Annotated in this window: 13 protein-coding genes; 9 read left to right on the plus strand and 4 right to left on the minus strand. The window is 70.7% G+C overall.

The genetic code is table 11. The annotated features are described in order from the left end of the window. Positions 1–56: 56 nt before the first annotated feature. The 4 genes from DW296_RS15540 to DW296_RS15555 all read left to right on the plus strand — a co-directional run bounded on the left by DW296_RS15540 (position 57) and on the right by DW296_RS15555 (position 4,229). Positions 57–605 carry a DnaJ family domain-containing protein gene (locus tag DW296_RS15540; protein ID WP_136052941.1) on the plus strand — a complete coding sequence of 183 codons (549 nt, stop codon included), beginning with the start codon at positions 57–59 and terminating at the stop codon, positions 603–605. A gap of 46 nt (positions 606–651) precedes the next feature. Then, complete coding sequence (locus DW296_RS15545) at positions 652–2,637, plus strand: M13 family metallopeptidase (protein WP_136052942.1); 1,986 nt, start codon at positions 652–654, stop codon at positions 2,635–2,637. Between the two features lie 110 nt (positions 2,638–2,747). After that, positions 2,748–3,713: a serine hydrolase gene (locus tag DW296_RS15550; RefSeq protein ID WP_136052943.1), complete on the plus strand. Its 966-nt coding sequence runs from the start codon at positions 2,748–2,750 to the stop codon at positions 3,711–3,713. Between the two features lie 117 nt (positions 3,714–3,830). Further along, a complete protein-coding gene (locus DW296_RS15555; protein WP_136052944.1) occupies positions 3,831–4,229 on the plus strand; it encodes a hypothetical protein in 399 nt (132 codons plus the stop codon). Positions 4,230–4,320: 91 nt separating this feature from the next. On the opposite strand, the gene DW296_RS15560 is transcribed toward DW296_RS15555, so the two are convergent. After that, positions 4,321–5,763 (minus strand): MFS transporter, encoded by a 1,443-nt coding sequence (locus DW296_RS15560; RefSeq protein WP_136052945.1) that lies wholly within the window; start codon positions 5,761–5,763, stop codon positions 4,321–4,323. A 56-nt stretch (positions 5,764–5,819) separates the two neighbouring features. On the opposite strand from DW296_RS15560, the gene DW296_RS15565 reads away from it, so the two are divergent. Further along, the gene (locus DW296_RS15565) at positions 5,820–6,440 is read left to right on the plus strand and encodes a hypothetical protein (RefSeq protein WP_136052946.1); all 621 of its coding nucleotides are present in this window, start codon (positions 5,820–5,822) and stop codon (positions 6,438–6,440) included. A gap of 48 nt (positions 6,441–6,488) precedes the next feature. Beyond that, positions 6,489–7,178 carry a GNAT family N-acetyltransferase gene (locus DW296_RS15570; protein WP_136052947.1) on the plus strand — a complete coding sequence of 230 codons (690 nt, stop codon included), beginning with the start codon at positions 6,489–6,491 and terminating at the stop codon, positions 7,176–7,178. Positions 7,179–7,190: 12 nt separating this feature from the next. Here DW296_RS15570 and DW296_RS15575 read toward each other — a convergent pair whose 3' ends face one another. Beyond that, positions 7,191–8,660 carry a peptide MFS transporter gene (locus tag DW296_RS15575; protein ID WP_136052948.1) on the minus strand — a complete coding sequence of 490 codons (1,470 nt, stop codon included), beginning with the start codon at positions 8,658–8,660 and terminating at the stop codon, positions 7,191–7,193. Positions 8,661–8,776: 116 nt separating this feature from the next. Here DW296_RS15575 and DW296_RS15580 point away from each other — a divergent pair, with 116 nt between their 5' ends. The 3 genes from DW296_RS15580 (at position 8,777) to DW296_RS15590 (ending at position 12,846) form a co-directional block, all read left to right on the plus strand. Beyond that, the gene (locus tag DW296_RS15580) at positions 8,777–10,162 is read left to right on the plus strand and encodes a glycine--tRNA ligase (protein ID WP_136052949.1); all 1,386 of its coding nucleotides are present in this window, start codon (positions 8,777–8,779) and stop codon (positions 10,160–10,162) included. A 46-nt stretch (positions 10,163–10,208) separates the two neighbouring features. Beyond that, positions 10,209–10,886 carry a hypothetical protein gene (locus DW296_RS15585; protein ID WP_136052950.1) on the plus strand — a complete coding sequence of 226 codons (678 nt, stop codon included), beginning with the start codon at positions 10,209–10,211 and terminating at the stop codon, positions 10,884–10,886. 280 nt (positions 10,887–11,166) lie between these two features. Continuing rightward, on the plus strand, positions 11,167–12,846 hold the full coding sequence (locus DW296_RS15590) for an ABC-F family ATP-binding cassette domain-containing protein (protein ID WP_136052951.1): 1,680 nt from the start codon (positions 11,167–11,169) through the stop codon (positions 12,844–12,846). 91 nt (positions 12,847–12,937) lie between these two features. Here the strand turns inward: DW296_RS15590 and DW296_RS15595 are convergent, their stop codons facing one another. After that, positions 12,938–13,363 carry a DUF1801 domain-containing protein gene (locus tag DW296_RS15595; protein WP_136052952.1) on the minus strand — a complete coding sequence of 142 codons (426 nt, stop codon included), beginning with the start codon at positions 13,361–13,363 and terminating at the stop codon, positions 12,938–12,940. Further along, positions 13,363–13,953: an HhH-GPD-type base excision DNA repair protein gene (locus DW296_RS15600; RefSeq protein ID WP_136052953.1), complete on the minus strand. Its 591-nt coding sequence runs from the start codon at positions 13,951–13,953 to the stop codon at positions 13,363–13,365. Before DW296_RS15600 ends, DW296_RS15595 begins: the two co-directional genes overlap by 1 nt. Positions 13,954–13,960: the final 7 nt, after the last annotated feature.

Here is a 13,960-nt window from a genome sequence, read left to right on the forward strand (position 1 = left end):
CCGGCCTCGACCGGACGTAGGGTGAAGGAGGAGATCCCAGCGGACGGAGGCGCACCATGACGGATCCCCGGGAGGCGGCCGCGCGCTATCGAGCGCGGCAGCAGCAGGGCGATGCTGCCCCCGACGAGGCGGACACCGCCGCGCCGCCCGGTGCCGCGGCCGCGGTGGACCGCGCCGCCTTCGTCGAATCCGCCATCCAGGTCGCCATCCGTCGCGGCGACTTCGACGATCTGCCGGGAGCCGGGAAGCCGCTCGAAGGTCTCGGCGACCACCACGACCCGGACTGGTGGATCCGCCGGAAGATCGAGACCGAGGGCCTGACCGGGCTCGGCCCTCCCGCCATCCTCCTGCGCACGGAGGACCGAGAGCTCGACGGGCAGCTCGACCTCCTCGGTCGCGAGTCCGACGTGCGCGAGGTGCTCGAGGACTTCAACCGGCGTGTGCGCGAGGCCCGACGCCAGCTCCAGGGCGGACCTCCCGTCGTGACCCCGCTGCGCGACGTCGATGCCGAGGTCGCCGCGTGGGTGCAGCGCCGCGCGACGCGGCCCGCCCCTGCCGAAGCGGCAGCCCCGCGCCGACGCTTCGGGCGTCGACGCCGGGACTGACCTCTTCTGGACACCGTGGGGGGACCCCGGCCATAGGCTGGAGCGCATGACCGACGTGCTTCCCGCGGGCCTCGCGCTCGACGACCTCAGCCCCGACATCCGCCCGCAGGACGATCTGTATCGTCACGTGAACGGCGCCTGGATCGCTCGCACCGAGATCCCCGGAGACAAGGCGCGCTGGGGCTCGTTCCATCTGCTGGCCGAGCAGGCCGAGAAGGACGTCCGCGCGATCGTCGAGGAGTCGCAGGAGGCGGAGGAGGGCACCCTCGCCCGCAAGATCGGCGACCTCTTCGCGAGCTTCATGGACACCGACCGCATCGCCGCGGCCGGCGTGACCCCGCTGGCCGAGACGTTCGCCGAGATCGACGCGATCGACGGCATCCCGGCCTTCCTCCGTACCGTGGGCGCCTACGACCGGGAGGGTCGCGCGGCGGTCATCGGCCTCTACGTCGACGGCGACCCCGGGAACCCGGAGCGCTACCTGCCGGTGCTCGTGCAGGCCGGGCTCTCGCTGCCGGACGAGAGCTACTTCCGTCTCGACACCTTCGCGGACACCCGCGCGGCGTACCGGGAGCATCTCGAGCGCCTGCTCACTCTCGCCGACGTCGCCGATGCCGCGGCGCAGGCCGAGCGCTCCATCGCGCTGGAGACCGAGCTCGCCGGACACCACTGGGACAACGTGCGCAGCCGTGACGCGGTGGCGACCTACAACCTCAAGACGTGGGATGAGCTGCAGGAGCTGGCCGGCGTCGACCTCACCCCGTGGCGTGACGCCGTGACGCCGACGAATGCGCAGGCGTTCGACGAGGTCGTCGTCGCGCAGCCGAGCTTCTTCGAGGGGTTGGGCGCTCTGCTCACGCCGGAGCGGCTGGACGACTGGAAGGCCTGGCTGCGCGCGAAGGTCGTGCACGCGGCGGCGCCCTACCTCACCGACGAGCTCGTGCGGGAGAACTTCTCGTTCTACGGCACCCAGCTCACCGGCGTTCCGACGCTCCGCGAGCGCTGGAAGCGCGGCGTCTCCGTCACCGAGGGGGCGCTGGGCGAGGCGATCGGCAAGGTCTACGTCGAGCGGCACTACCCGCCGACGGCGAAGGCGGCCATGGACGAGCTCGTCGCCAACCTCGTCGAGGCCTACCGGCAGAGCATCGAGACGCTCGAGTGGATGACCGCGGAGACCCGCCAGCGCGCGCTGGCGAAGCTCGATGCGTTCACGCCGAAGATCGGCCACCCCGAGGTGTGGCGCGACTACTCGGCCCTCGTGATCGACCGGACCGATCTCCTCGGCAACGTGCGCCGAGCGGCGATCTTCGAGCACGACCGCAACATCGACAAGGTCGGGAAGCCGATCGACCGCACCGAGTGGCACATGCCGCCGCAGATGGTGAACGCCTACTACAACCCCTCGATGAACGAGATCGTCTTCCCTGCGGCCATCCTCCAGTACCCGTTCTTCGACGCCGGGCGCGATGCGGCGGCGAACTACGGTGGGATCGGCGCGGTCATCGGGCATGAGATCGGCCACGGCTTCGACGATCAGGGAAGCCGGTACGACGGCGAGGGGCGCCTGCAGGACTGGTGGACAGACGCCGACCGCGCGGCCTTCGAGGAGCGCACGAAGGCGCTCATCGCACAGTACGACGTCCTCGTGCCGGAGGGCCTGGACGCCGAGCACCATGTGAACGGCGCCCTCACGATCGGTGAGAACATCGGCGATCTGGGCGGCCTCGGCATCGCGCTGAAGGCGTACGAGCTGTCGCTGCGCGCCGATCCGTCGGTGCCGGAGCCTGTCGAAGGGCCGGTCATCGACGGCTACACCGGGGTGCAGCGGCTGCTCCTGTCGTGGGCGCAGGTCTGGCAGCAGAAGAGCCGGGAGGCCGAGACCCTGCGTCTGCTGACGATCGATCCGCATTCGCCGAACGAGTTCCGGTGCAACCAGATCGTCCGGAACATCGACGCGTTCTACGAGGCATTCGGGGTCACCGAGAACGACGCCCTGTGGCTGCCGGAGTCGTCCCGGGTGACCATCTGGTGACGAACCTCCGCACTCTGTGAGGCACGCTCCGGCGGTGGGGTTACGATAGCCCTGCCGCCGGGGCGCCCTTCCCGGATGTGCAGTATCCCTCCCCTCCTGAAGGACCACGCGTGGGTGCGACCGACCCTGGTGACGCGTTCCGGAACCCCTCGGCTCCCGGAGCGTCCGGGAGCGCGCCCGAGTCGTCCAGCGGTCGCCGTTCGCAGCGGCCGGGAGCCCGTCGGCTGCCCCGCCGCGTGGCCATCGGCCGGCGGTCGTTCACGTCGACGCTGAAGGCTCTCGAAGGGCTCGCGAACTCCGGGGCGCAGGTGTCGGTGCACGTTGTCGACCTCGACTCCCATGTGCACGTGCTGGCGGGAGACGACCACGTCACCATGCCCGTCGCCGGGCTCGGTGTGGTCCCGCTGCTCATCGAGGTCGCGGCCGCGTTCGAGTCCGGCGCCCTCGATCCGCTCGAGATCGTGGAGCGCACGAGCGTCGAGGCCGTGGAGAGCTCCGGACTGTGGCGGCACCTGCGGGCCCCGGCCCTGCCGCTGGAAGATCTCGCCGTGCTGGCCGCGACGGCCGGCGATCCGATCGCCGTGAACATCCTGCTGGAGAAGGTGGGGCACGACCGGGTGCGGGAGCGCATCGAGGGGCTGGGGCTGCGTCGCACCGCCCTGCTCGACCGGTTCCGCGACCGCCGTGGCCCGGACGACGCCCCGCAGGTCGCCGTGGGATCGGCACGCGAGCTGGCCGGACTGTTCTCCGCCCTCGTGAACTCCCAGGTCGTGGATGCCGCCGTCAGCGCCCAGGTCTCGGAGTGGCTCAGCCTCAACCAGGATCTCAGCCTCGTGGCCGCCTCGACCGGACTCGACCCCTTCGCACACGAGCACGATGCGCACGGCCTGCTGTTCGTGAACAAGACCGGGCGAGACCGGGGTGTGCGCGCCGAGGCGGGGGTGCTCGCGGGGCCGCGGGCTGGTGTCGCCTACTCGATGATCGTGTGCTTCGACGACCTGTCGATCAGCCACCGTCTCCGTGCGCACGACGCCTTCCGCGTGCTCGGCGTCGAGCTCATGGAGTACACGCACTGATCCCGCCTGATCCCGCGCGTGAACGGAGGCATCCGCGTGGCATCAGGCGCCCAGGGGTATGCCAGCCTGATGTGGCGCGCTCGCCTGATCGCGCGAGGCGCGGGCTAGCATCGGGGCATGCCTCAAGCCTGGACCCCGCACCGCCGCGACGACGGAGAGCTGCTCGGCTGGATCCATCCGGAGGGCGAGGACTGGGTCGCCGTCGATGTCCTCGGGCGCAGGCTCTACGGCCCGGGCGAGTGGCTCGCCGCGGAGGCCGCGCTGGACGAGCACGGCATCGCCTGGCTCGCTGATCCGTGGATGCTCGAGGGAGAGGACGACCGCCCGCTGCGGGTGCGCATCCTCGAGGTGACGCCGGACGAAGAGGGCGTGCCGGGGCGCATCGTCGTGAAGGTCGACGACTTCGGGGACATGACCCGACCCGCGACCGCACGGTTCACTCTGCCGTGGCCGCTCCCCGCCCGGCTGCGGCCGCCGCGTGCCGATGATCCGGACCCGCGCACGATCTCCCGCTGAGACCCGGCGCCGCACGTCGCAGATCCGCCGCACGTCGCACGTTCCGCGGGAATCCTTGCGACCTCGTCGCGAATCCCCGACCTCGCGCGAGTCAGCCCGGGAGTGACGGGTGCTGCTCCGTGGCGCGCCGCCGCGGGATGAACAGGGACAGGACCACGGCCACGATGCCGGCGGCGATCGCGAGCCAGAAGCACACCTCGAACGCGGCCCTCGTCGGCACGGCCACCCCGCCGACGTCGACGCTCATCGCCGCGAGCACGCCGCCCATCACGGCCGAGGCCGTCGAGGTGCCGACGGAGCGGAACAGTGCGTTGAGGCCGTTCGACGCCCCGGTCTCGTTCGCGGGCACGGAGCGCATGATGATCATGGGCATCGCGGCGAAGGTGAAGCCGATGCCGACGCCGATGAAGATGTTGGCGACGAAGATGTGCCACACCTCGGTCGACCACAGCAGCACGAAGACATAGGCGAGGACGATCGCGACGGCCCCGACGGTGAAGAGCGGACGCGGCCCTACGGTGCGCTCCAGCCACCCGGACAGCGGCGAGATCACCATCATGACCAGACCCGCCGGCATGATCACGAGGGAGGCGGCCACCATGTCGAGCCCGAATCCGGCGCCGCCCACCGCCGGCATCTCCAGCATCTGCGGGAACGTGACGTTCGAGGCGAACAGGGCGAAGCCCATGCCGATCGCGGCGATGTTGGTGAAGAGGACCGCGGGCCGGGCGGCGACGCGCAGGTCGAGCAGCGGATCGTCCGTGCGCAGCTGGTACCAGCCCCACAGCAGCAGCACGGCGACGCCGCCGATTACGCAGACGAGGGTGAGCGGTGCCGTCCAGCCCCACTCGGCGCCGCGGGAGACGAACAGCAGCAGGCCCGTGAGGCCGATCGCGAGTCCGATGGCCCCGAGCACGTCGAGGCGACCGGGGGAGCGGAGCACGTCCTCCGGCACCACGGCGAGCACCAGGAGCAGCCCGAGGACTCCGAGGGCCGCGGCGAGCCAGAACAGCATGTGCCAGTCGGCGTTCTCGGCGAGCAGCGCGGCGACGGGCATGCCGATCGCCCCGCCGACGCCCATGGTCGCGCTCATCAGGGCCACCGCGGTGCCGAGGCGTTCGGGGGGCAGCACGTCGCGCATGATCGCGATGCCGAGGGGGACGACGCCGGTCACGGCCCCCTGGAGGGCCCGGCCGATGATGACGCCGACGATGGATCCGGAGAGCGCGGCGATGACCGACCCCACGATGAGGATCGCGAGGAGCACGATGACGACGCGGCGCTTGCCGTACATGTCGCCGAGACGGCCGGAGATCGGGGTCGCGACGGCGGCCACGAGCAGGGTGATCGTGACCACCCAGGTGGTGTCCTCGCGAGAGGAGTTCAGCAGCTGCGGCAGCTCGGCCTGCAGCGGCACGACGAGGGTGAACATGAACGACGAGCACAGGCCCGCGAACGCCAGCACCGCGATGATCGCCCACCGCGGAGGGGTGCGGGAGAGGCGTTTCCTGGCTCTGTCGTCGTTCGCACCCACCGGCTCAGGCTATCGGCGTTCCCGGTATCGCGGGGCCGATGTGGTTGCATGGCCGGATGACGGATGACACCGCGCCCGTGCAGCGCCCTGCCGACTCCCCGTACCACCGCCGGCTCCCGATCGGCGAGGTGCTCGACGCCTCGGCGCTCGCGGAGGGCCTGCCCTGGGCGTTCGAGAGCATCACGATGCGACCGCTCGAGCCGATGCTCGTGCCGGAGGAGCCCCGAGCGGGCGAGCACGACCCGGCCGCGTGCGGCCACTGCGGTCCGAGCGTGCACACCATCTGGCACGACGACCTCTGGCAGGTGCGTTCCGGGTGGGACGTCGGCGGTCTGCCCTTCATCGGCGGCGTCGCGCCGCGCGAGCACTGGCTCCTGGAGAACGCGCCGCAGGACGTGCTCGCCGGCCTCGGACCGCTGATGCAGCGCGTGTCGGAGGCGGTCAAGAGCATCCCCGGCGTCGCCCGCTGCCACTTCGGGCGCTGGAACGACGGCTCCGCGCACATGCACATGTGGGCGCTGGCCCGACCGGCCGGGATGATGCAGGGACGCGGTGCGGTGCTCGCGTTCTGGGACGGGATCCTGCCGCCGCTGCCGGCGGAGATGGCCGAGGACCACCTCCGCATCGTCGCGGAGGCGCTCGCCGCGGGCGGGGGCGAGGCCTTCCCGTACCGATGAGCCGGAGTCGGTTTCCGGGAACGGGCGGAGGAGGGGCAGACTGGGATCGTGCGAACCATCCGCGATCTCGACACCGTTGAACTCATCCTCGACGCCCAGAGCCTGCTCGACTCCATCCGGGGCCCGCAGCGCGTGGTGGACGCCGGGACCCTCCGTGCCCTGCAGCAGTCGGGCAACTACGTCGTCGGCTTCTTCGACGGCGAGGGCGACGAGGAGCGCATGGTCGGCGCCTCGATCGCCTTCTTCGGCGAACCGGCCCGCCGTGCCATGCACTCGCACATCACGGCTCTGCTGCCCGAGTACCGGGGGCGCGGATGGGGGCGGGAGCTCAAGGAGCACCAGCGGCAGTGGGCGTTCTCCCGCGACGTCGGCCGCATCACCTGGACCTTCGACCCGCTGGTCGCCCGGAACGCGCACTTCTTCCTCACCGTCCTCGGCGCGCGCGCCACGGGCTACTCGGTGAACCGGTACGGCATCTTCGGCGGTGGCGACGCGGGCGACGAGAGCGACCGCCTCGACGTCGAGTGGGCGCTCGCGGACATCGCCAAGCCCCCGGCGGAGGACGCCGTCGTGGAGACGCTGGAGATCCCGGACGACATCGAGGGCATGCGGGAGTCCGACCCCGCGGCCGCGCACGAGTGGCGGCTGCGGCTGCGCGCGCAGATGGAGGGCCTGCTCGGCAGCGGCCTCCACATCGCGGGCTTCGAGACCGGCCGGGGCTACCTCTTCACCGAGTGATCGCCGGGGCCGTCACCGCACGCCCCGCATGAGCCGCAGCACCGGCTTCACGCTCAGCAGGAGTCCGATGCCGACGAGGATCGCGATGCCGCCGAGGATCGAGAAGTACGGCACCTCGTTCTCCGGATCGTAGAACTTCACGAGCTCGCCCGAGATGGCGGTGCCGAGGGCGATCGACAGGAAGAACAGCGCGACCATCTGCGTGTGGAAGACGGCGGGAGCGAGCTTCGTCGTCACCGACAGACCGACCGGCGAGAGCAGCAGCTCGGCGACGGTGAACACGAAGAGGATGCCGACGATCGCGAGCAGCGGCGTCGAGTTCGCACCGCCGCCGGAGAACGGCAGGAACAGCAGGAACGCGGAGCCCATGATGATGGCGGCCAGTCCGAACTTGACGGGGGTCGACGGCTGGCGCTTCCCGAGCTTCGTCCAGATCGCCGCGAAGACCCCGGACAGGATGATGATGAACACCGGGTTGATGGACTGCACCCACGACACCGGCATCTCCCACCCGAACAGGTCGCGGTCGAGCCGCTTGTCGGAGTAGATCGTCAGCACCGTGAACTGCTGCTGGTACAGCGACCAGAACGCGACGCTCGTGAGGAACAGCGGCAGGAACCCCCAGACCCGCGAGCGCTCGGTGGCGTCGATGCGACGGCTGCCGAGGATGACCGCGAAGTAGGCGACCGCGGCGACCACGGTGACCGCGATCACGATGGTGGCGAGGTTGTCGGCCTGGATGACTCCGGTCAGCACGAGGACCGCGATCACGACGACCGCACCGACCGCGATGCCGGCGACCAGCGGGTAGCGCGTGCGGGGGAGCGGGTTCGGCACCTCGCGCGCGGAGGCGGGCAGGCCGCGGCGGCCGAACGAGTACTGCACGAGCCCCAGCGTCATGCCGAGGGCGGCGAGGCCGAACCCCCAGTGGAAGCCGAGGGTCGACTGGAGCAGTCCGGTGAGGATCGGACCGAGGAAGGCGCCGAGGTTGATGCCGAGGTAGAACAGCGAGAACCCGGCGTCGCGTCGTTCGTCGTCCGGACGGTACAGCGTCCCCACGACCGACGTGGCGTTCGCCTTCAGGCCTCCCGAGCCCAGGGCCACGAGCACGAGTCCGACCCCGACGCCGACGAACCCCGGCAGGAGCGCGAGGGCGAGGTGGCCGGAGACGATGACGATGGCGCTGACGAACAGCACCCGCTCGGAGCCGAACAGCCGATCGGCGAGCCAGGCTCCGAGGATGGTGGACAGATACACCGAGCCGCCGTACGCGCCGACGATCCCGCCCGCCACCGCCTCCGGGAGGCCGAGGCCGCCATCGGCCACCGAGAAGTACAGGTAGATGAGCAGGATGCCTTGCATGCCGTAGAAGCTGAAGCGCTCCCACATCTCCACGCCGAAGATGTGCACGAGCGACCACGGCTGTCCGAAGAAGCGGGTGTCCTCGTCGCGGGAGGCGGGCGGCTGCGCGGTGGTGCTCATGCGTGGGACGGTACTCCTCCCGCGGGGCCCGCGGCCAGGGGTTGCGCTCCGGCCCCGGATAGAATGGGGGTGCCCGTGCTCACGGGCATTCTCCGCATCCGACCATTGGAGCCACCGTGGCCGAACAGTCCCGCCTCGACAAGGTCATCGCCCTCGCCCGCCACCGCGGTTTCGTGTTCCAGGCGGGTGAGATCTACGGCGGTTCCCGGTCGGCCTGGGACTACGGACCCCTCGGCACCGAGCTGAAGGAGAACATCCGGCGGCAGTGGTGGCAGACGTTCGTGCGCGGCCGCGGCGACATGGTCGGCCTCGACTCCAGCATCATCCTGCCGAAGCGCGTGTGGGAGGCCTCGGGTCACGTCGCGACCTTCACCGACCCGCTCGTCGAGTGCCTGCAGTGCCACAAGCGCTTCCGTGCCGACAACCTCATCGAGGACTTCGAGGCGCGCAAGGGTCGCAAGGCCGAGAACGGTCTCGCCGACATCCCCTGCCCGAACTGCGGCACCAAGGGGCAGTACACCGAGCCGAAGGCCTTCTCCGGTCTGGTGAAGACCTACCTCGGCGTCGTCGACGACGAGTCCGGCCTCTACTACCTGCGTCCCGAGACCGCGCAGGGCATCTTCGTGAACTTCTCGAACGTGCTCACCGCGAGCCGCAAGAAGCCGCCGTTCGGCATCGGCCAGGTCGGCAAGGCGTTCCGCAACGAGATCACCCCCGGCAACTTCATCTTCCGCACCCGCGAGTTCGAGCAGATGGAGATCGAGTTCTTCACGCCGCCCGCCGAGGCGCCGCAGTGGTTCGACCACTGGGTAGAGGCGTGCTGGAACTGGTTCATCGACCTCGGGATCGACCCCGCGAACATGCGCCAGTTCGACGTGCCGGAAGACGACCGCGCGCACTACTCGGCCGGCACCATCGACGTCGAGTACCGCTTCGGCTTCGCGGGCAAGGAGTGGGGCGAGCTCATGGGCGTCGCCAACCGCACCGACTACGACCTCTCCAGCCACAGCGAGGCCTCCGGCCAGAGCCTGACGTACTTCGACCAGGCCACGGGTGAGCGCTACACGCCGTACGTGATCGAGCCGTCGTTCGGTCTCACCCGAGCGATGATGGCCTTCCTCGTCGACGCGTACGTCGAGGAGCAGGTGCCCAACGCCAAGGGCGGCACCGACACCCGCACCGTCCTCAAGCTCGATCCGCGCCTGGCTCCGGTCAAGGCCGCGGTGCTCCCGCTGTCGCGCAACGAGAACCTGTCGCCGCTCGCCCGCGAGGTCGCCGACACGCTCCGCGGCTCGTGGGCCGTCGACTTCGACGACGCCGGTGCGATCGGCCGCCGCTACCGCCGCCAGGACGAGATCGGCACGCCGTTCTGCGTCACGGTCGACTTCGACTCGCTCGACGACCGTGCCGTGACCGTGCGCGACCGCGACACGATGGCGCAGGAGCGCGTCCCGATCGACGAGCTGCACGCCTACCTGGCGGAGCGCCTCCGCGGCGCCTGACGTGACGGCACCGGGGGGAGCCGCCGCACGGGGGGAAGCCTCGCCCGTGCGTCCGGTCGCGGCCATCGTGCTCGGGGCGCTCGCGGTGTCGTGGATGATCCTCACGGTGCTCGACCTGCGGGAGAACGACGGCGCGGGGCCCATCATCGCGATGTTCGGCATCCCCGCGCTCGCCGCCGCGGTCATCATCCAGATCGTGATGACGCGGCTGGGGGAGCGCAAGCGAGTGCCGAAGGCCGTGTTCTGGTGGGTGCTCGCGGTGCTGCCGCTCGGGACCCTGGCGGGCTTCGTCGTCGCGATCCTCCGTGACCCGGACTACTTCATCGCGGACGAAGGCCCCTGGATGCTCCTCTGGGTGCCGGTCTTCATCGTCGTGGGGCTGCTGCTCGGCGCCCTCGTCTGGTTCTTCTTCGTCTTCCCCCTCGTCTCGCTCGTGACCGTGATCCGCTTGATCGCGCGCGGGGATGCGAAGCCCGGCGCCCTCATCATGCCGATCGTGCTGCTGAGCCTCGGCGTGCTGAGCATCGTGGGCGGACTCTCGATCGACACCGACAGCAGCGGCCGCGCGTCGTGGGGATCGATCATCGCCGCGTTCCTCGGTCTTCCCGGGAACTACGAGGTGATCTGGGAGCCCGGCCTCTGGATCGTCCGCGGCATCGTCCTCGCGATCATCCTCCTCTTCGCCCTCCCCCGCTTCTCCTCCCGCCTCGCCCGCCCTCGCTGATCCGCCGAGACCCCGGGTCCTCGCCGAGACCCCGGGGTGCATGCGGGCACACGTCGGGGTCTCGCCGGGAAAGCGGGGTCTGGCGGACGCTGAGCGACCCTGCTATGGTCGCTCCTCGTGGGTACTCTGATTCGCTAGATCGGGACGCCGCGTCGAGAGCTCTTCTCCGCGGTGGGTCCTGAGCGAACGCGCCCGACTCCGGGCGCGGTCGAGGTTCCTGTTCCCCGCGTCATCGACGCAGATCCCGGCGGTGCGCGTGCGCCGCTGGAGAGGACCCCTCATGTTCCCTGTACTCTCGACCCCTTCCGACTCCTCGGCGCGCGCTCATCGCGAGTGCGCGCTGCAGGCCGCCTCCGTCCGGTTCGCCGACCGACTCGTCCTGGACCGGATCGATCTCGCCGTCGGCCCCGCCGATCGCCTCGCCGTCATCGGCGACAACGGCGCCGGCAAGTCGACGCTGCTCGATCTGCTCGCCGGTGTTTTCGCGCCGACGTCCGGGGAGGTGCGGCTCGACCTCCCCGGCGGGGTCGCGCATGCCCGGCAGAACCCCGTGTTCGCGGACGGAGCGACGGTGGCCGATGCCATCGACGAGCTCCTCGGCGACCTCCGCGCGCTGGAGCACGACCTCGCCCGTGCGTACGACCTCCTCGCCGCCGCGACCCCTTCCGAGCGTGCGGAGCAGATGGCCGCCGTGGCCCGGTTGCAGGACCGTTTCGAGTCCCGCGGCGGATACGAGGTCGACCGTCGCATCGACGCCGCCCTCGAACAGCTCGGGGTGGGCGGGCTGGACCGCGGGCGATCGGTGGCCGCGTTGTCGGGCGGAGAGCGGGCGCGGCTCGCTCTCGCGGTCGCCCTCTCTTCCGGAGCCGAGCTGCTGCTCCTCGACGAGCCCACGAACGACCTCGACGACCGGGCGCTGACCTGGCTCGAGGCGCGACTGGCCGCGCATCGGGGAGCGCTGGTGATCGTGACGCACGACAGGGACTTCCTGGACCGTTTCGCGACGGCTGTCGTGCAGGTGGAGGACGGTCGGATCCGCCGCTACGGCGATGGCTACGCCGGGTTCCTGCGAGCGCGCGAGGCCGAGCGACGGGCGGCGACCGCGCGCCACGAGGAGTGGAAGGCCGAGCTCGCCCGCACCGAGTCCCTGCTCGCGGCCAACGCGTTCCGGTTGGAGGCGATCCCGCGGAAGCTCGAGCTCGACGGTTTCGGTCATGGCGCGTTTCGGGCGCGGAGCCGTGATCACGGCGCCGTCGGACGCATCCGCATGGCGAAGGAGAGGTTGTCGCGGCTGCGTGAGAACCCGTGCCCGCCGCCGCCCGAGCCCCTGCGGTTCGTGGTCGCGGCAGAGGATCGCGCACCGCTCGACGACCCGCTCCTGACCCTCGATGCCCTCTCCCTCCGCGAGCCGGGACGACGGCTCGACGTGTCGCACTGGACGATCGAGGCCGGTTCGCGGTGGCTCGTGACCGGGCCGAACGGAGCCGGGAAGACGACACTCCTCCGTCTCCTCGTCGGCGATCTCCTCCTCGCATCCGGCACGCTCGTCCGCGCCGACGGGCTGCGGGTCGCCTTCCTCCGGCAGGAGGTCGACACGCGCCTGCGGGGTACCGCCGTCGAAGTCTTCGCGGCCCGGACCGGGACGCCACCGGGGGAAGCGCACGACGCTCTCCTGGCTCATGGGCTCTTCCGCGGGCCGGAGGTGGACCGCGACGTGCGGACCCTCTCCGTCGGGCAGCGTCGGCGGCTGGATCTCGCGGTCGCCCTGTCGTCGCCGTTCGATCTGCTGCTGCTCGATGAGCCGACGAACCATCTCGATCCCGAGCTCGTGGAGCAGCTCGAGCACGCTCTCGTCGACCACCCCGCCGCCGTCGTCACGGTGACGCACGACCGGCGGTGGCGGCGTCACGCGGCGGATGCGCGGCGCGTGACGGTCGAGGAAGGGGTGGCCACCGCCTGAGACCCCGCCTTCCCGCCGAAACCCCGGGCTCCGCACGTCCGCACGCCGGGGTTTCGGCGGGAACCCGGGGTCTCGGCGACAGGAAGGAGAGCTACGACGTGACCGTCAGGTGCATGCGCGCATCGCCGCCGGACTCGACCCAGGTGCGCGAACGCTCGAGGATCCCGCGCAGCACATCGAGGTCGACCCGGTCGAGGTCCTTGAGGTAGAGGCAGCCCACCCCCGTCGTGTGCGGGCCGAGCGCGCCGAGAGCCTCCGCGTGGGCGTCCACGCCGTCGAGGAGGTAGATCGTGGTCGCGGACTTTCGAGGGGCGAAGCTCAGAATGCCGCTGTCGCCCTCCGTCCCGGTGGGGTAGCGGTAGTGACAGGAGCCGAACCCGATGATCGAACCCCAGGTCTGCGGCTCGCGCCCGGTGATGTCCCGCAGGAGAGCGGTCAGCGTCTCGGCATCACGGCGACGCACGGCCGGGGAGGAGCGGGCGATCAGGCCCGCGACGTCGTCCCCGGTCGGCTGCACTACTTCGCCGCCTTCGCCGCGGCCTTCATCGCCTTCTTGTACTCGCGCACCTTCGTCAGCGACTCCGGCGACACGATGTCGGCGACGCTGCGGTACGAACCGTCCTCGCCGTAGGGCGCCGAAGCCTCCCGCCAGCCCTCGCCGGTGAACCCGTACTGCTTGCCGAGGAGGGCGAGGAAGATCTTCGCCTTCTGCTCACCGAAGCCGGGAAGGGCCTTGAGCCGTTCGAGCACTTCGGCTCCGCTCGGCTGGGTGCCTGAGTTTGTCGAGGGTCGCGTCCAGAGGGCGGCGGCGTCCCCGTCCCAGTCGTCGACGAGTGCCTGGCACAGCGTCTGCACCCGCGTCGCCATGGAACCGGGGAACCGGTGCACCGCGGGGGTCTGCCGGAAGGCCTCCAGGAACTCCTCCGGTGCCATGCCCGCGATGGCCGCAGCATCCGCGGTTCCGGTCCGCTGCTCGATCTTGAGCGGTCCGGTGAACGCGGTCTCCATGGGGATCTGCTGGTCCAGCAGCATGCCGATCAGCAGAGCCGTCGGGTTCTCGGTCAGCAGGGCGTCGGCGGCGGTGTCTCCGGTGATATGAAGGGCCATGCCTCCA

The organism is Microbacterium sp. K36, from assembly GCF_004794355.1.
Lineage (GTDB): Bacteria > Actinomycetota > Actinomycetes > Actinomycetales > Microbacteriaceae > Microbacterium > Microbacterium paraoxydans_D.